Consider the following 17,638-nt stretch of genomic DNA (forward strand, 5'->3'; position numbering starts at 1 on the left):
AAAAAGGTAGGCTAAATGATGAACAACTTAACACAGCGTTTTAATCCGCAGGTCGATAAAATCCAAGTGTCTTTGATTCGCCGTTTTGACGAGCAAGTTACGGATATCCCGAATATTCTAAAATTAACCTTGGGGGAGCCTGATTTTAATACCCCAGAGCATGTCAAAGAGGCCGGCGCACAGGCTATTTCTGATAACTTTTCCCATTATACCGGCATGTCTGGTTTGATTGATGTCAGAACAGCGGCAGCAGCCTTTTTAAAAGAAAAATATGCTGTGGACTACAATCCACAAAATGAAGTCCTTGTAACAGTCGGTGCAACCGAAGCGATTTCTGCTAGCTTGCTAGCAATTTTGCAACCCGGCGATAAAGTGTTATTGCCGGCGCCGATTTATCCCGGCTATGAGCCAGTGATTACACTGGCGAATGCGGAACCGATTTATATTGATACGACGGAAAATGATTTTATTTTATCTCCGGCGATGATTGATCAAGCGATGGCGGTTCATGGTGAGCAGGTAAAGGCGATTATTTTAAATTATCCTAGTAATCCGACTGGCGTGACATACAATCGTGAAGAGGTTCAAGCGCTAGCTGAAACGTTGAAAAAATATGATATCTTTGTTATCAGTGACGAAATTTACAGCGAGCTGACTTATGAAGGGCAGCATGTGTCAATTGCTGAATATTTACGAGAACAAACCATTTTAATCAATGGCTTGTCAAAATCCCATGCGATGACTGGCTGGCGCATTGGTTTTATCTTTGCCCCACAGGAGCTGACCGCTGAATTGATGAAGGTCCATCAATATTTAGTGACAGCGGCTTCGACGATTTCGCAAAAGGCTGCCGTGCAAGCCTTGATTGAAGGAATCAATGATGCTCAGGAAATGAAAACTGAATATATCAAACGGCGGGATTTTTTAATTAGCCAGATGAGACCATTAGGTTTTGAGATTGCCCATCCCAACGGTGCTTTTTACATTTTTGCCAAAATACCTGCGGGACAAATTCAAGATTCCATGAAATTTTGTTTGGATTTAGCGGAAAAAGTTGGATTGGCCATTATCCCGGGCATCGCTTTTGGTCCAGAGGCAGAGGGCTATGTTAGAATCAGTTACGCTGCATCAATGGAAAATTTAACAGATGCGATGGTCCGACTAACTACTTACATTCAAAATGAGGTATAATTATCTTTATAAAAGAATGTTTTTTTGAAATCACGCAGCAGGAGGGCGCTTGAATGTTAAGAAAAGAGCTGAAGGAACTAGCACAACGTTCCTTAAAGGGGAAATATGGTAAATGGAGTGTCTTTATTATCATTCCCTTTGCAATTATGGCAATCACTTTCTTTTTTTCCTTTATATTTTTGGGAATCGCTAGTATCTTAAGTTATACAGATGATTATTCCAGCGGCTATGAGGATAGTTATTACGAAGAGGATTACGACAGCGATTTTTGGGATGACTATTGGGATGATGATTATTACACCTACGAAGAATCTTCTTATACACCGGCATATAATTACGGCTATGCCTTAGGTTATCAAGCCGGTTATTTACAGGGCTGGCAGGACCAAGAAGATGGCACCGAGTATTGGGGCACCTTATCTTCTGACCAAGCAATTTTAGCCAATATCGAAGGTCGACCTGTGCAATATTTAGGTTCGGATGATTTCAACGAAGGGACTTTAGATGCCTATTATTATAGCTATGATGAAGCGTGGGAAGATTATCTAGGTTATTCACTAGAGGGCAATAGCTATCAATTGCCAAATTCAGCACCGGCCTTGAATCAAGTGTCGCCGATGAATAATGGTTTTGAACCGTATTTCCCAGAGTCCGGCTATACGGAAATGCCACGCCGCAGCAACCCATTTTTATCATTTCTTATCAGCTTCATCTTTATTGCTTTTATCATTGCTGTAGCACTCGTCTATAACTGTGTCTATGTTCCGCTATTACGCTGGACGGGGATTGATACCATTGATGGAGAAAATTTCAATTTTAAAGATAGCCTCAAGAAAATCCGCAAACAATTCGGAGTTGTTCTCTGGTCAAATGTTAAAATTGCCATCTTTACTACCTTATGGAGCTTTTTGTTTGTTATTCCTGGGCTGGTTAAAACAGCCAGCTACAGCATGACTAACTACCTATTAAAACGAGAACCTGATTTAAATTCCTCTAAGGCAATTGCTCTTAGTGAAGAATTAATGCGGGGCTATAAGATTGAATATTTAATTTTCAATCTATCCTTCTTCTGGTGGTTTTTAGCGCAAGCCTACAGCTTAGGCTTTGCTAGTTTCTATGTGATGCCATATTACTACACGTCAGAAGCAGCTTTCTTCGATGAAATTTATTTCGAAAAAAGAAGGTATACTAATAGTGAGCTAGCTGCAAAGCCAGTTTATCAGCCAGTTCGTAAGACTGATAACAACTCAAATGAATCAGTAAACCAATCAAACGATTCAGTAGTTACAGAAGTTTCAAAAACCCCAGAAGCTCCAAAGGCTCAAGTTATTGAAGAAACGGTTGTCGAAACCCAAGAAGAATCTAAGCCAACAGGCATTTTTGAAAGACCTTCTTATTCCTTTAATCAGTCAGCTGCTGAAAAGAAAGAGTTGACTGAGGAAACAACGCAAAACTCAGATACTATTGAGACAAAAGAAGTTTCTGATACAGAGGAAGTTCAAAGTCAATCAGAAACTGCAGAGCAAGCGACAACAGCCGCCACCGATTTGACAGAGACAACTACAGCTGAAGATTCTACAACAGAAGGAACTAAAGCAGCGGATTCTGATTCTGCTGAAAAGAAATCGCCATTTGAATAAAAGATTACTCTCATCACAGCTTGCTTGAAAATGTGTCAGGCTAAGACCCTTAATCAGCTATTGATGAGGGTCTTTTTTTAAAATAAGCTTGTTTTTCAGAATTTTAATTGCAAATTCCTTGTGTTCGAGGTAATTTAATCTTATTAAAGAAAATTTTAAAACTGTAAAAATAAAAGATTCAGAGAGGGATGCCTTATGCGTAATTTTGATAAATCACAAAAACTAGAGCATGTCAGCTACGATGTGCGGGGACCGGTTTTAGACGAAGCCGATCGAATGAAGGAAGAAGGCATCAGCGTTTTAAAATTAAATACTGGGAATCCAGCACCCTTTGGCTTTGATGCGCCAAATGAAATTGTGCGGGACCTTATTTTGAATGTCAGAGAGTCAGAAGGTTATTCTGATTCAAAAGGGATTTTTTCTGCGCGAAAAGCGATTGAACAATATTATCAATTACTAAAATTTCCCAATGTTACGATTAATGATATTTACACTGGTAATGGTGTCAGCGAATTAATTACAATGTCGATGCAGGGCTTATTAGACACTGGCGATGAAGTATTGGTGCCGATGCCGGATTATCCTTTGTGGACGGCTTCTGTTTCCTTAGCAGGAGGCACACCGGTGCATTATATTTGTGATGAGGAGGCAGAATGGTTTCCTGATTTAGCCGATATTCGCAAAAAAGTTTCCAGCAATACGAAAGCCATTGTGATTATCAATCCAAATAATCCGACGGGGGCTGTTTATCCAAAAGAAATTTTAGAGGGCATTGTTGAGATTGCCCGGGAAAATGAATTAATCATTTATTCTGATGAAATTTATGACCGGATGATTATGGACGGCTTTAAACACATTCCGATTGCAACTCTGGCGCCTGATTTATTTGTGGTGACCTTTAGCGGTTTATCTAAGTCGCATCGGGTAGCCGGCTTTAGAGTGGGCTGGATGGTCTTGAGTGGCAACAAAAAAAATGTGCAGGGCTATATTGAGGGGTTAAACATGCTGTCGTCAATGCGCCTTTGTTCGAATGTCTTATCTCAACAAATTATTCAAACGGCTCTCGGGGGCTATCAGAGTGCCGATGAGCTATTGTTGCCGGGGGGCCGGATTTATGAGCAGCGGGAATACGTCTATAATGCGATTCAAAGCATTCCCGGTCTTTCTGCAGTCAAACCCAAGGCAGCCTTTTATATTTTTCCTAAAATTGATACAGCCCGTTTTAACATTGTCGATGACGAACAATTTATTTTGGACTTTTTGCATAAACACCATATTTTGATGGTCCACGGGGGCGGCTTTAATTGGCAGACACCGGATCATTTTAGAATTGTTTATCTGCCTCGTATGGAGGATTTAAAATTGACGATGGATAAGATGGCGGAATTTTTAAGTAGCTACAAACAAAAACATCGTTAAATAAAGAAAAGACCATAACAGCGAGTCGGCTGTCAGAATTTCCCTTAAGGTCGTCTGTTATGATGCATCACGGACAACCGGAGGGACTCCTTCAGCTCGACAAGTGTTATGGCCTTTTTAGATTTTGAAAATGTTAAAAGCTACACGGCTTTATCCGCAATTAGCTCGCAATTCTTTTTTGAAACAATCATGCGATTGGTATACTTCTCTACCATATCTGCGGATGGATCGTTTACATGGACTAAATAAGAATTTTCATACTCCTTTTCAATGTAGCCGCAATGTTTTGCTTTCTCCAAGTTAAATGTTACTTTTTGACCGTATGTTTCAGACATCTTAACCACCTCAACCTTAAAAAAATAATATGACTATTCATTTACCTTGACATTATTATGATATAAAGTATTATGATAACAAAATGCGAATTCGCATAATTTTTAAAAGGGGGAAATTTTGTGGAAAAATCTTTAGGGCAAGTCCTGAAAAAAATTAGAAAAGAACGCAATATGACCCAAAAAATGCTTTGTGAAAATATTTGTTCCCAAAGTGTCCTCAGTCGGATTGAAGGGGATATTGAACTGCCGAATGTCCTCGTAGTTCAGCAATTGTGTGACCGCTTAGGGGTTTCTATCGATCAAGTTGTCAATCACAATGTCTTTGAGAAAACTGACAATGTGATTCTTTTTGAACAATTTGCCGACTTGTATCGCCACAATCGCTTTCAAGAATTATCTATTAAAATTTCCTCATCAAACATCATCGATTCATTATTTAGTGAAAAAGAATTCTTACTTTTTTACTATTATATGGGAAGTTGCGAATATTATTTACATCGCAATTTAGAAAAATCCCTCAAATATTTGAAAACCGGCTTAAATTACATTGGAAATGTAAGTCACTTGAGCGCAAAAGACGAGGATGTGCAGCTGATTAGCTGCACAGGAAAAGTTTACGCTGAAATGGGCAAGAGTGATAAAGCCGAATATTATATGAGTAGAAGTGTCGAATTGTTCGCTGACATTCCTAGCGAGCGAGCAGCGGCGGAATCAATCAAAATCTTCTTTAATTACGCGAGTTTTCTGCAAAAGCAAGGGTATTATGAGACCTCGATGGAAATGATTGATAAGGGCTTAGATTTGGCCCATAAAAAAAATAGTTATTATTTTGTCGATCAGTTATTTGAATTGAAGCGGGATTATTATTCTTTCCAAGGAAATAGTGATAAGGCTGATAAATATCATAAGTTGTCCTTGCAGCTAAAGAAAATTGTCACCGCGACGTAAATGGTGTAGACCTTTTGTTGACTATTTTTACTTTTAGGAGTAATTTATAGGGGTACATAACAATGGAATTGAAGGGATGATGAAGCGTGAAACGGTTTATCTATGCAGACAAATTTTTTTATCCAAGTGATGTTAAAGGACCCGGTTATTTAGAAATTACCGATGGTTTTTTTGGTGATTTTTATCAGACAGTACCAGCAGGTGAAGTTGAAGTCATTGATTACACAGGCCAATGGATTGCCCCCGGCTTAGTCGACACCCACATTCATGGCTTTTTAAACCATGATGTGATGGACAATGATGCTGAAGGCTTGAAGGTGATGTCAGAAGGCCTGCTTTCTTGTGGCGTGACTTCCTTCTTACCAACAACTTTAACTTCAACTAAGGAACGACTATTGGCGGTTGCTAAAACCATTGGCGAGGTGCATCAAGAAGTTCCCGGGGCCAAGGTGCAAGGAATTTATTTTGAAGGCCCATTTTTCACCCCGGAACATAAGGGCGCTCAAAATCCAAGTTATTTCAGCGACCCTGATTTAGAGACATTTAACGAATGGCAAGAAGCTTCCGGCGGCTTAATTAAAAAAATTGCCTTGGCTCCTGAACGTGAAGGGGTCAAAGAATTTGTCAAAGCAGTGACGGATCAAGGTGTAGTAGTTTCTTTAGGTCACAGCAATGCAACTTTAGCTGAAGCGACTGAAGCAGTTGAGGCCGGTGCTAACGTTTTTGTTCATGCTTATAATGGTATGCGGGCATTAAACCATCGGGAACCAGGAATGGTTGGCGCCTTGATGTCTTTACAGCACGTCTTTTCTGAATTAATTTGTGATGGGCATCATGTGCATCCCAATGCAGCTGATATCTTAATGGAAAAAGTCGGTCATGATCATGTGGCGTTAATTACCGATTGCATGATGGCAGGCGGTATGCCGGATGGCGATTACATGTTAGGGGAATTTCCTGTCGTCGTTGCTGAGGGAACGGCTCGCTTAAAAGACTCTGGCAGTTTAGCCGGCAGTATTTTAAAATTAAAAGAAGCAATAAAAAATGTGGTGGATTGGAATATCGCAACACCGGAAGAAGCAATTATGATGGCCACCTATGTGCCAGCTGTCAGCTGTAAAATTGCTGACCAATGTGGCTCAATTGCCAACGGCCGTGCAGCTGATTTTATTGCGCTAGATAAAGACATGGAATTAGTTGCAACTTATCTAGACGGTGTCGAACGTTTCCACGCTGAATAAGTCATGTCCAGTTCATAAATAAATGGGAAAATCAGGCTGCTCGTTGGTCTGATTTTTTTTGTGGAAAAATCTCGGTTGATGAACAGCTTTTTAGAAGTTCTTAAACCTTAGTTATGTTAAAATCTATGGGAGGAGTGATGAATGTGAGTTATCTTGAGGTTATTAACGAATATAAACGCTATCAGATGGGGGACACAACGATTGTTGCCAATGATGGCATTACCTTTGATGTTGAAAAGGGCGAGATCTGCGTTATTTTAGGACCAAGTGGTGCAGGTAAGTCTACTGTCTTAAATATTTTAGGAGGCATGGACAGCTGTGATGAGGGCCAGATTATTATCGATGGCACCGATATTGCCAATTTTAATGAAAAACAGTTGACTACCTATCGCCGTGATGATGTCGGCTTTGTCTTTCAATTTTATAATTTGGTCCCTAATTTAACCGCCAAAGAAAATGTTGAACTGGCTGCTCAGATTGTCAAAGACGCCTTGGACGCTGAATCTGTTTTAAAATCTGTCGGCCTTGGGGAACGGATGAATAATTTTCCTGCTCAATTGTCCGGTGGTGAGCAGCAACGGGTGACGATTGCTCGGGCGATTGCCAAGCGCCCGAAATTATTATTATGTGATGAACCTACTGGAGCCTTGGATTATGAAACCGGCAAGCAGATTTTAAAAATTTTGCAGGATACTGCAAAGGAGACCGGCACAACTGTTTTAATTATTACCCATAATTCGCAAATTGCGCCGATGGCCGACCGGGTGATTCGCATTAACGATGCGAAAGTCAGAAGTATTAAACTTAATGAAAATCCACTGCCGATTACTGAAATTGAGTGGTAGGAGGCAGTAAATGAAAAAGTCAATGATGCTTAAGACCAGTCTGCGGGAAATTTGGCAGACCAAAACCCGTTTTCTTTCGATCTTTGGAATTATTTTTTTGGGTGTTGCTTTTTTTGTAGGGATTGGGGCAACCGGTCCTGATATGCTCCAAACTGCAACCAATTATTATCAACAGCAAAATTTAGCCGACAATCAAATCATCTCCAGTCTAGGATTGACAGAGGATGATTTAAAGATTGTGCAGGCTGATGAGAATGTCGCAAGCGCTGAGGCGTTTAAATTTGCAGATATAAATTTAACCTCGCAAACAGCAGTGGTGCGCTTTTACGGCTATACACCAGAGCAAAAAATTAATCAATACAGTATTGTAAGTGGTCGAGTACCTGAAAAAGCTGATGAAATTGCTTTAGACAATCGAGAAGCTTTAAGTGGCAATTACCAAATTGGTGACAGCTACGAAGTCTCTGAAGATGATGACGTGGATGGGCTACTAGCGAATTATGCTTATACAGTTGTCGGCTTTGTGAACTCACCGACCTATGTTGAAAATGTTTCCCGTGGTTATACAAATGTCGGTACTGGTTCAGTGGATTATTTCGCGGTCGTGTTGGAAGAAAATTTAACGGCAGACGTCTATTCAACAATTTATGTCACCTATCAAAATTTAGCTGACTTGCCGGCCTATTCAACAGCTTACGAGGATGCTTTAGCGACCAATCAAACACAGTTGGAACAGGAACTAACTGAGCGGCCAGCTGAACGGTTATCTGAAATAAAAGCTGAGGCCCAAGAACAAATTGATGAGGCTAGTCAAGAAGTCGCTGACGGGGAACAAGCTTTAGCGGATGCGCAGACCACCCTGGAAGATTCGGCTGCTCAGTTAGCTGATGGTCAGAGCCAGTTAGAGGCTGCCCGGCAGGAATTAACCACTCAAACAGCTTCAGCGCAGGCCGAAATTGATCAAAGTGAAGCACAATTGAATGCTTCGCAAACCGAACTGGATAATAATCGGCAAACTTTAGCCAGTCGTAAAAATGAGTTGACCGCAAATGCCGGTCAAGTTGAAGCTGCGAAAAATTCATTAACGGATTTAGAGCAGCAGAGAAGTCAGGCGCAAGCAGGTCTCGACCAAATTACCACAGCACAGCAGAGTTTGGAAAGCTTGTTCAATCAGCTTTCCCTCGCTTCACAAACCAGTGACGAAGAATATGCCACCTTGGCCCCGCAATTAGCTCAAGGTGTTGCGGCTAGTCTAGGGCAGCTGCCAGCTGAAGTAGCCGGCGTTTTGCAAAACTTTGTTGCTGATCCCAGTCGTGAAAATTTGCAAATCAGTATCGGCGCTCTTAGCGAATACCAAAATCAATTGACGGCTCAAGCCCAAGAAATTCAAAATGGGCTCAATCAAATTGACGCTGGCATTGCAGAAATTAACGGTCAGGTTCAGCAGTACAATGATGGTTTAGCGCAGATTCAATCAGCCGAGACGCAGCTGGCGAATGGCCAAAGTCAAATTGACAGCGGCCGTCAACAACTTCAGGCTGCTAAAGATCAATTGGCAACAGCGACAGCAGAAGGCCAAGGACAAATTGATGCTTCTCAGCAGGAATTGGATCAAGCACAGGCTGCCTATGATGATGGTCTGGCTGAATACCAAAGCCAGTTAGCGGAAAAAGAACCGGAACTTGCTGATGCCAAAAATAAAATTGCGGAACAGCAGAGTGAATTAGATCAGCTGACAGCCAGTGATTATACGTATTCAACTAGAAATGATAATCCTGGATATAGTGAGTTTGAGGACAACGCCAATCGCATTTCTTCTTTGGCCACCGTATTTCCGATTATTTTCTTTTTGATTGCCGCCTTGGTCAGCTTAACGACAATGACCCGCATGGTGGAGGAAAAACGTTCAGAAATCGGAACCTTTAAGGCATTAGGCTATGGCAATTCAGCCATCTCGATGAAATTTATTATCTACGCAAGTTTAGCGGGAATTACTGGTGCCTTTGCTGGCCTTGCTTTAGGCTTTTATCTATTTCCAGTGATTATTTTTACCGCCTATGGTCAGCTGTATAATATCGGCAACTTTGTTTCACCGTGGCATTTGAACTACGCAGTGATTGCAATTATCGTGGCGATTTTATGTACAGTCGGTACCGCCTTATTAGTTTTGCGGATAGATTTATTGGCAACGCCTGCCAGTTTAATGCGACCCAAAGCACCAAAGGCTGGCAAACGGATTTTCTTAGAGCGGTTGACACCAATTTGGAAACGCCTGAGCTTTATTCAAAAGGTGACCATGCGTAATCTATTCCGCTATAAGCAGCGGATGCTGATGACAATTTTGGGAATTGCCGGCTGTATGTCGATGATTATTACGGGTTTTGGTTTGCGGGATTCGATTTCAGATATCGTGACCATCCAATTTGATAAAATTTGGCATTACAGTGCTGTCGTGACCTTTAATGAAGAGCCTGACGAGGAGCAAACGACAGATTACGAAGCGATTTTAGCTGATGTCGCTGATTTTTCCGGCGATATGTTTTTCAGTAATCAAACGCTACAGCTGGAAAAAAGTGGCAAAACCACCCGAGATGTAACGGTCTATGTTCCAGAAAATCCTGAAAGAATGTCAGATTTTGTTTTATTCAATGATCGAAAAACTGGCGAAGAATATACTTTAGATGACAGCGGCGCCATCATCAATGAAAAATTAGCAGAGATGTATGATTTACAGGTGGGAGACAGCTTCCCTCTGACTGACAGCGATGGTGGGGAGTACCAAGTGAAAATCGCCCATATTGCGGAAAATTATACAGGTCATTTTGCTTATTTGACGCCAGATTATTATCAAGAAGTTTTTAATCAGTCACCGGATTATAATAGTGATTTACTTTTGTTTTCTAAAGATTTAAGCACTGACGAAGAAAATCAAGCCGCCAATCAAATTATGGCGGATTCTCAAGTAGTGAATATCAGTTTTATTTCTCAATCACGGGACGCTTTGGGAGACACGATAAATAGTTTGAATATTGTTGTGTGGGTCTTGATAATCTCCGCTGGCTTGTTGGCCTTTATCGTCTTGTATAACTTAACAAATATCAATGTCTCAGAACGAATTCGTGAACTATCGACGATTAAAGTCTTGGGCTTTTACGATAAAGAAGTCACCATGTATGTGTATCGGGAAAATATTATTTTAACCTTTATCGGGATTTTCTTTGGATTATTCTTAGGAAATATTGAACACGCCTATGTGTTAAAAACTGTTGAGGTCGATATGATTATGTTTAGTCCGGACATTCATCTGCTTAGTTATCTTTACGCTAGTTTAATTACCTTATTGTTCACTTTAATTGTTGGCTTGTTTATGCATCAGAAGCTGAAAAAAGTTGACATGATTGAAGCTTTAAAATCAAATGAATAGTTTTGAAAAGCCTCGAAAAATCACGTGTAATTCACGATTTTTCTAGGCTTTTCAGTTTTTTATTGGTATTATTATTTATAAGAGAACTAAGGAGGTGGCAGGATGATTGCGGGAATTTCTTTTGAAAGCATTTATTTTTATCTATTGATTATCTGTGCTGTGTTGGCGATGGTGATGCTGATTTTTGGGGACATATTTGAATTTGATGGCCCGATTGATCCGATTTTAGTGATTCCTTGGTTTGCCTTTTTAGGTTTGTTTGGTTACCTGGGTGAAAAATTAACAGTCCTCAACAGCTTCGTTATTTTAATTGGAGCGGGTATCTTAGCTTCAATTTTAGTCTTCCTGCTGAATTTTTATTTTATTCTACCAATGCGGCGGGCTGAATCGACTATCTCGATTTCTGAAAAAGATATGGAGGGCAATGTTGCGACAGTGATTACACCAATTCCCATTAAAGGAATGGGGGAAATTCAATTTAAAAGTGTGACCGGTTCTTTGAGTCGACCAGCGGCCTTTTTTGAGCCGCAGGAGACCGAGGCACTGCAAGGGTCACAGGTACTGATTATTGAGGTCAAAGAAAGAGTATGCTATGTAGTTCCTTATCAAGGAAGTTTGCCTATATAGAATAAAAAAGATGGGGGGAGAAAAAATGGCAGGAATTATTATACCAATTGCCATCGTTGTTTTTATTTTATTGATTTTGTTAGTCGTATTTGTTTCCAAATACCAAACAGCAAAACCAGATGAAGCGCTGATTATCAGCGGGAGTTATTTAGGAACAAAAAATGTCCACGCTGATGAACGGGGTAATAAAATCAAAATCGTCAGAGGCGGTGGTGCATTTGTTTTGCCGGTATTCCAACGGTCAAATCGAATCAGCTTGCTTTCCAGCAAACTGGATGTGTCTACGCCTGAGGTCTACACCGAGCAGGGGGTTCCGGTTATGTGTGACGGTACGTCAATTATTAAAATCGGTTCTTCAGTTGAAGAAATTGCAACGGCAGCGGAACAATTTCTCGGTAAAACCCGAGAAGAATTGGAAAATGAAGCTCGCGAAGTTTTGGAAGGTCATTTGCGTTCGATTTTAGGCTCAATGACAGTGGAAGAAATTTACCAAAACCGCGACAAATTTAGCCAAAGCGTACAGGAAGTTGCTTCTGTGGATTTAGCCAAGATGGGGCTGATTATCGTATCCTTTACGATTAAAGAAGTTCGGGATAAAAATGGCTACTTAGATTCTCTAGGTAAACCACGGATTGCCCAAGTCAAACGGGATGCCGATATCGCTGAAGCTGAAGCTTTAAAAGAAACTAGAATTAAAAAAGCGGAAGCTGAAAAAGAATCGCAACAGGCTGAATTGCAACGGCAAACTGAAATTGCTGAAGCCGCTAAAGAAAAAGAATTAAAATTAGCGACCTACAAAGAAGCCCAAGACGTTGCCAAAGCCAAAGCCGACCAAGCTTATAACTTGGAAAGTGCTCGGGCTCAACAAGAAGTTATCGAACAAGAGATGGAAGTCAAAGTCATCGAGCGGCAAAAACAAATCGAGCTGGAAGAAAAAGAAATTACCCGGCGAGAAAAACAATACGATTCTGAGGTTAAGAAAAAAGCCGATGCGGATCGTTATGCGATGGAACAAGAAGCCCAAGCGAAAAAAGCTCAAGATGTTGCCGAAGCCGAAGCCGAGCGTTTTAGAATTGAAGCGCTAGCCGAAGCCGAAGCGAACAAAACCCGCTTAGCTGGGCAAGCTGAATCAGAAGCGACCTTATTAAGAGGGAAAGCTGAAGCCGAAGCCAAACAAAAAATTGCCGACGCCTTCAAGCAATACGGCGAAGCAGCTGTCTTGAGCATGATTTTAGAAATCTTGCCTGAATTAATGAAAGAAGCAGCTCAGCCATTGGGGAACATCGATAAGATTACGGTTGTCGACACAGGCGGTTCTGAAGGACCTAATAGTGGCGCTAATAAAATTACCAATTATGCGACTAATTTATTAGCTGGCACACAGGAAACTTTAAAAGAAACAACTGGTTTGGATGTTCGTGAATTAATCGAAAACTTTTCCAAACGGGGCGGCACCAATTTTAATTTAAATGAGCCAACTGACTCAACCGATGGCGCTGAATAAAATCAGCTGGTGGTTGTGATAGAAGTCAATACAGAAAAAGCGAAGTAACTACATTGCTGAAAAGTAATGGGAGTGAGCCGAGGATTTACTTTTGAAGCCTAAGCGGAATCAAAAGCAAATCCAAGTTACTTTCCCTGAATTCCCTGTAAAAAAGACTCCTATCACAACTACTATTTTTTTGGACTTATTGTTATACTTTAAGTAAAGGTTTTCACAAGTTAAACAGTTTAGTCATTTGTTACATAATTTGATAATTAAAATCAAAAATGTTTATTTCATTAGATGCAGGAGGGATGAAAAATGAACTTATTGCAAGGCTTAGAGATTACGCTGGTTTCAATGTTGGTAGTCTTTGGCATTTTAGCAGCACTATGGGGTGGCATTTATTTAATGCATAAATTGATTGGGGAGGATTAGCGCATGGGGGACGTTTTTAATGAATTAATTCAAACATCTGGATTTGCCAATTTAACTTGGAAGCACTTATTTATGATTTGTTTGGCCTGTGTCTTTTTATATTTGGCCATTAAAAAAGAATATGAACCCTATCTACTTTTACCAATTGCCTTTGGTATTCTCTTGGTAAATTTGCCGCTGGCCGGCTTAATGTCCGGGCCATTAGGGGACAATCCTGGTGGACTTTTATATTATTTATACAAAGGGACTGAGCTGGGGATTTATCCGCCACTGATTTTTCTTTGCTTAGGGGCGACGATTGACTTTGGACCGTTGATTGCCAATCCGGTTGTTTTACTGTTAGGCGGGGCGGCTCAATTTGGCATTTTTGCGGCATTCTTTGGCGCTCTGATGCTGGGAATGACCGGTATGGAGGCGGCCTCAGTGGGGATTATTGGCGGCGCAGACGGACCGACTGCCATTTTTCTAACGACTAAATTGGCGCCACATCTACTTTCAGTAATTGCCTTAGCCGCTTATTCTTACATGGCGCTAGTACCAATCATCCAGCCGCCGATTATTCGAGCGTTGACCACAGAAAAAGAACGGAAAATAAAAATGTCACAACAGCGGAAAGTCAGCCGCACTGAGAAAATTGTCTTTCCAATTTTCACGACAATCTTTGTTGCATTAGTCGTACCGACAGCTGCAACGCTGATTGGTTCGTTGATGCTGGGGAATTTAGTAAAAGAATCCGGTGTGGTTCCGCGAATTGCCGAGGTGCTTCAAAATACCTTGATGTATATTGTGACAATTATCTTGGGTCTGACAGTCGGAGCGAAGGCCGAAGCTAGTTTATTTTTATCCGCAACGACGTTGAAGGTCATTTTCCTCGGCCTGTTTGCCTTTGCGATTGGTACAGCGGCCGGTGTTTTATTTGGTAAACTACTATGTAAAATCACCAAGGGTAAAATTAATCCGATGATTGGCGCTGCTGGTGTGTCGGCTGTCCCAATGGCCGCTAGAGTCGTTCATCAAGAGGGCTTGAAGGCTGACCCAAGTAATTATTTATTAATGCATGCGGTTGGACCAAATGTGGCCGGTGTCATTGGCTCTGCGATTGCCGCTGGGGTCCTGCTGGCTTTCTTTGGGGGATAAGCAATTTACTTTATGAAGATAAATTAACGGCTAATGGATTTCTCAAGAAAAGAAATCCATTAGCCGTTTTAGTTTATTTTTCTTCGTGGTCTTGTTGATTAATCTTGCCTCTGACTTCCTCCAGTTGCTGACTTAAAGCAGCTTCTTTTAGTTTCAACTGGGCTAAATCTTCTTCTAATTCGGCCTTTTGTTCGACAACTTTTGGCTGACCAAAAAAGTTAATCGCAATTGCAATAAAGGTGCCGATAAAGGTTTCGATTACTCTGGAAAGGGCGTAAAACGCCGATTCGCCTTGGGGAATGCTCAAAGAAATTAGCAGCAGCGTGGCGATGGAAGCGATAATGCCTGAATTATTATTAATCCCATCAGAAATGACGATACACAGGGCGACTAAGACTGGCAGTAAAAATAGTTCCACTAAAAAATCATAATCAAAATAAGATTTAATGACAAAATAGAAAATGGCTAGCAGGCCCCCCAGACTGTTGCCGAGGATACGGGACTTGCCAAAGGAGAGACTCGTCGATAAATCTTGCCGCAAAGAAAATACCGCTGCTAAAGCCGCAATCAATGGCTGCCCGCCATCGACGAAATGAAAAACCAAAATACAAATCATGACAGCCACAGCACTTTTAATCGTTCTTAGACCTAAACGAAATTTGCCAATATGCATAAAATCACCCTTCAAATTTACGGTAAAAAGCTACCTGTCTCTTTATACTATCGAAAAGTCTTGAGAATTGCTAGTTTTTAAAGAAAGCTTTTAGTATAATTTTTGCAGGAGGTGACGCTGTGAGAATTGGTTTACGAACGATTAAGACCGCCGTTTCAGCGACGCTGGCGATTTTTTTAGCTGCCGGCTTAGGCTTGCAATACACAACGGCCGCTGGAATTATTGCAGTCCTCAGCTTAACTAATACAAAACGCAGTTCTTTATTTACCGGCATAAGCCGTTTATTGGCATTGACATTGGCAACGATTGTGGCAGGCGTTTGTTTCACATTGTTTGGCTATACGACTTGGGCATTTGGCATTTATTTATTGCTATACATTCCTTTGACTGTCCGTTTTGGCTTAGCCGACGGGATTGTAGTCTGCTCGGTGCTGGTCACCCATTACCTGATAGAAGAGAGTCTCAGCTGGCCTTGGATTGTCAATGAGTTTGCCCTGATGATTATCGGAGTTGGTTTGGCTTTATTGATGAATTTATACATGCCAAATGTCGAAAAAAAATTAAAGATGAATCAAGAGGAAATCGAAGCGGGCTTTCGGGAAATTTTACGGGAGATGGCTAAGGGGATTTCCCAGCAGGGGAGTTTGTCGGGGATTGATGAAAAGTATCAAGAGTTGGCCCGCTTTATCCGTAAAGCCGAGGAGCAGGCGCAAAATTTCCAAGAAAATCAATGGTTCACCCCGAATTTTTATTACAGCGATTATTTTTCGATGCGGCGGGCGCAGGGGAAGATTTTAGCAGAGATGATTGACTGTCTGAAAAAAATCCAAGTTGCGCCACAGCATGGCGAGAACATGCAGTTTTTATTAAACTATACTGCCAAAACCTTTGCGCAAAATAATGACGGGCAAACGATTTTAGCGATGATTGCTGAAGTTTTAGATGATTATCGAATGATGGCGCTGCCGCAAACCCGGGATGAATTTGAAAAAAGAGCAGAACTTTTTCAATTTTTGCAATCCTTTAAGAGCTTTATTGAAGTCAAGGCAGAATTTGCCGGCAAGCTTGAAGGATAACGTTTTATTGAAACATCTAAAAAAAAACAGTCGTTCGACCCAAGCTTTGGAAAATTTTCTAGAAGGTGAGGTAGTACGGCTGTTTTTATAGTTTTTTTAGTTTTGTGACCAGGCCGTCTGCATCTGGTCTAAGATGTCAATCACGTCTCGTGTGAGAAAGAGCGAGCGATTCGGCTTGTTGCCTTCAATAAAGTCCACCATATTGCTGATTTCATAATTCATAGCCATCTGCGAACTGCCGGCTTCAATAAATTCTTTGCCGCCATCATTAAAGAAAATTTCCGCTTGATCTGCTCGGGGATAATCCGCCACCGTAATATAGCCATTCTCCCCAGCGATAATGCCGATTTTAGGCATCTTTGCTTGGAAGGTCAAGGTAATGCTGGCCATCTCATCCAGCTGATTGCGTAAAATCGTTACCGATTGCTCATCGACACCAGTGCTAAAAGGAACCATTGAAGAAGCGATAACTTTTGGTTGTGCTGAAAGGAAATAGCGGGCAAAAGAAACAGCATAGGTGCCGATATCTAAAAGAGCACCACCGGCTAAATCGGGATTAAAAAAGCGATTGGTCGGGTCTGGCTCTTTATAACTGCCAAAGGGCGCTTGAATCATTTTGATTTTGCCAAGGCGCCCAGCATCGATGATACTCTTTAAGCGTTCAAAGAGCGGCATATTGAAAATCGTCATCGCTTCGGCCAAAACTAATTGTTTTTCCTCCGCTAAAGCCATAGCTTCGGTCAATTCACGACTGTTCATGGTAATCGCCTTTTCACATAAAATATGTTTGCCGGCTGCTAAACCTTGTAAGATATGGTCGCTGTGCTGTTTGTTGGGCACCGCCACATAAATAATGTCAATATCTGGATTGCTCAACATATCTTGATAGCTGCCATAGGCCTGTTCAATCCCAAATTCAGCTGCAAAGGCCTGCGCTTTTTCTAAAGAGCGGGATGCCACTGCGACAAGCTGACTATTTTCCTGTTGAAAGTCTGTTGCAAAATCTCGGGCAATGCCTCCTAGGCCAACTATGCCCCATTGATAAGTTTTCACGATACGTCACCTCAGATTCTCTCTTTTTTGATAGATTCAGATAAAATATTTTGTTTATCTTTCCAACTCCAGTATAGCAATTTTTAAGAGTTAAAAAAACAATAAGCC

At 41.1% G+C, this 17,638-nt stretch carries 15 protein-coding genes; 12 read left to right on the plus strand and 3 right to left on the minus strand.

The window, feature by feature from the left end:
• The first annotated feature begins 18 nt into the window (after positions 1-18).
• The 3 genes from ACYSNU_RS12650 to ACYSNU_RS12660 all read left to right on the plus strand — a co-directional run bounded on the left by ACYSNU_RS12650 (position 19) and on the right by ACYSNU_RS12660 (position 4,250).
• Complete coding sequence (locus ACYSNU_RS12650; protein WP_461737576.1) at positions 19-1,191, plus strand: pyridoxal phosphate-dependent aminotransferase; 1,173 nt, start codon at positions 19-21, stop codon at positions 1,189-1,191.
• A gap of 53 nt (positions 1,192-1,244) precedes the next feature.
• Positions 1,245-2,831, plus strand: a complete 1,587-nt coding sequence (locus tag ACYSNU_RS12655; protein WP_461737577.1) for a DUF975 family protein — start codon at positions 1,245-1,247, stop codon at positions 2,829-2,831.
• 195 nt (positions 2,832-3,026) lie between these two features.
• Positions 3,027-4,250 carry a pyridoxal phosphate-dependent aminotransferase gene (locus ACYSNU_RS12660; protein WP_461737578.1) on the plus strand — a complete coding sequence of 408 codons (1,224 nt, stop codon included), beginning with the start codon at positions 3,027-3,029 and terminating at the stop codon, positions 4,248-4,250.
• Positions 4,251-4,390: 140 nt separating this feature from the next.
• Here ACYSNU_RS12660 and ACYSNU_RS12665 read toward each other — a convergent pair whose 3' ends face one another.
• Positions 4,391-4,585, minus strand: a complete 195-nt coding sequence (locus ACYSNU_RS12665; RefSeq protein ID WP_265457107.1) for a hypothetical protein — start codon at positions 4,583-4,585, stop codon at positions 4,391-4,393.
• A 120-nt stretch (positions 4,586-4,705) separates the two neighbouring features.
• Here ACYSNU_RS12665 and ACYSNU_RS12670 point away from each other — a divergent pair, with 120 nt between their 5' ends.
• The 8 genes from ACYSNU_RS12670 to ACYSNU_RS12705 all read left to right on the plus strand — a co-directional run bounded on the left by ACYSNU_RS12670 (position 4,706) and on the right by ACYSNU_RS12705 (position 14,728).
• Positions 4,706-5,533 (plus strand): helix-turn-helix domain-containing protein, encoded by an 828-nt coding sequence (locus ACYSNU_RS12670; RefSeq protein ID WP_461737579.1) that lies wholly within the window; start codon positions 4,706-4,708, stop codon positions 5,531-5,533.
• 86 nt (positions 5,534-5,619) lie between these two features.
• Positions 5,620-6,774, plus strand: a complete 1,155-nt coding sequence (nagA, locus tag ACYSNU_RS12675; RefSeq protein WP_461737580.1) for an N-acetylglucosamine-6-phosphate deacetylase — start codon at positions 5,620-5,622, stop codon at positions 6,772-6,774.
• A 143-nt stretch (positions 6,775-6,917) separates the two neighbouring features.
• Positions 6,918-7,619, plus strand: a complete 702-nt coding sequence (locus ACYSNU_RS12680; RefSeq protein WP_461737581.1) for an ABC transporter ATP-binding protein — start codon at positions 6,918-6,920, stop codon at positions 7,617-7,619.
• A 10-nt stretch (positions 7,620-7,629) separates the two neighbouring features.
• Entirely contained in the window at positions 7,630-11,043 is a 3,414-nt protein-coding gene (locus ACYSNU_RS12685) for an FtsX-like permease family protein (protein WP_461737582.1), read from the plus strand.
• A 102-nt stretch (positions 11,044-11,145) separates the two neighbouring features.
• Positions 11,146-11,670, plus strand: coding sequence for a hypothetical protein (locus tag ACYSNU_RS12690; protein WP_461737583.1), 525 nt, complete (start codon positions 11,146-11,148; stop codon positions 11,668-11,670).
• A 25-nt stretch (positions 11,671-11,695) separates the two neighbouring features.
• Positions 11,696-13,174, plus strand: coding sequence for a flotillin family protein (locus ACYSNU_RS12695; protein ID WP_265457117.1), 1,479 nt, complete (start codon positions 11,696-11,698; stop codon positions 13,172-13,174).
• Positions 13,175-13,474: 300 nt separating this feature from the next.
• Positions 13,475-13,591: an OadG family protein gene (locus tag ACYSNU_RS12700; protein ID WP_265457119.1), complete on the plus strand. Its 117-nt coding sequence runs from the start codon at positions 13,475-13,477 to the stop codon at positions 13,589-13,591.
• A gap of 3 nt (positions 13,592-13,594) precedes the next feature.
• A complete protein-coding gene (locus ACYSNU_RS12705; RefSeq protein WP_461737584.1) occupies positions 13,595-14,728 on the plus strand; it encodes a sodium ion-translocating decarboxylase subunit beta in 1,134 nt (377 codons plus the stop codon).
• A gap of 73 nt (positions 14,729-14,801) precedes the next feature.
• Here ACYSNU_RS12705 and ACYSNU_RS12710 read toward each other — a convergent pair whose 3' ends face one another.
• Positions 14,802-15,401 (minus strand): FUSC family protein, encoded by a 600-nt coding sequence (locus ACYSNU_RS12710; RefSeq protein WP_461737585.1) that lies wholly within the window; start codon positions 15,399-15,401, stop codon positions 14,802-14,804.
• A 119-nt stretch (positions 15,402-15,520) separates the two neighbouring features.
• Here ACYSNU_RS12710 and ACYSNU_RS12715 point away from each other — a divergent pair, with 119 nt between their 5' ends.
• Positions 15,521-16,477 (plus strand): aromatic acid exporter family protein, encoded by a 957-nt coding sequence (locus tag ACYSNU_RS12715; RefSeq protein ID WP_461737586.1) that lies wholly within the window; start codon positions 15,521-15,523, stop codon positions 16,475-16,477.
• 96 nt (positions 16,478-16,573) lie between these two features.
• On the opposite strand, the gene ACYSNU_RS12720 is transcribed toward ACYSNU_RS12715, so the two are convergent.
• On the minus strand, positions 16,574-17,530 hold the full coding sequence (locus ACYSNU_RS12720) for a Gfo/Idh/MocA family protein (protein ID WP_461737587.1): 957 nt from the start codon (positions 17,528-17,530) through the stop codon (positions 16,574-16,576).
• Positions 17,531-17,638 lie beyond the last annotated feature (108 nt).

The organism is Enterococcus sp. LJL120, from assembly GCF_054871765.1.

What these genes read in the sequence shown, in the direction of transcription:
- ACYSNU_RS12650 (WP_461737576.1), top strand. Translation starts at nt 19, where the DNA reads ATGAACAACTTAACACAGCGTTTTAATCCGCAGGTCGATAAAATCCAA.
- ACYSNU_RS12655 (WP_461737577.1), top strand. Translation starts at nt 1,245, where the DNA reads ATGTTAAGAAAAGAGCTGAAGGAACTAGCACAACGTTCCTTAAAGGGG.
- ACYSNU_RS12660 (WP_461737578.1), top strand. Translation starts at nt 3,027, where the DNA reads ATGCGTAATTTTGATAAATCACAAAAACTAGAGCATGTCAGCTACGAT.
- ACYSNU_RS12665 (WP_265457107.1), bottom strand. Translation starts at nt 4,585, where the DNA reads ATGTCTGAAACATACGGTCAAAAAGTAACATTTAACTTGGAGAAAGCA.
- ACYSNU_RS12685 (WP_461737582.1), top strand. Translation starts at nt 7,630, where the DNA reads ATGAAAAAGTCAATGATGCTTAAGACCAGTCTGCGGGAAATTTGGCAG.
- ACYSNU_RS12690 (WP_461737583.1), top strand. Translation starts at nt 11,146, where the DNA reads ATGATTGCGGGAATTTCTTTTGAAAGCATTTATTTTTATCTATTGATT.
- ACYSNU_RS12695 (WP_265457117.1), top strand. Translation starts at nt 11,696, where the DNA reads ATGGCAGGAATTATTATACCAATTGCCATCGTTGTTTTTATTTTATTG.
- ACYSNU_RS12700 (WP_265457119.1), top strand. Translation starts at nt 13,475, where the DNA reads ATGAACTTATTGCAAGGCTTAGAGATTACGCTGGTTTCAATGTTGGTA.
- ACYSNU_RS12705 (WP_461737584.1), top strand. Translation starts at nt 13,595, where the DNA reads ATGGGGGACGTTTTTAATGAATTAATTCAAACATCTGGATTTGCCAAT.
- ACYSNU_RS12710 (WP_461737585.1), bottom strand. Translation starts at nt 15,401, where the DNA reads ATGCATATTGGCAAATTTCGTTTAGGTCTAAGAACGATTAAAAGTGCT.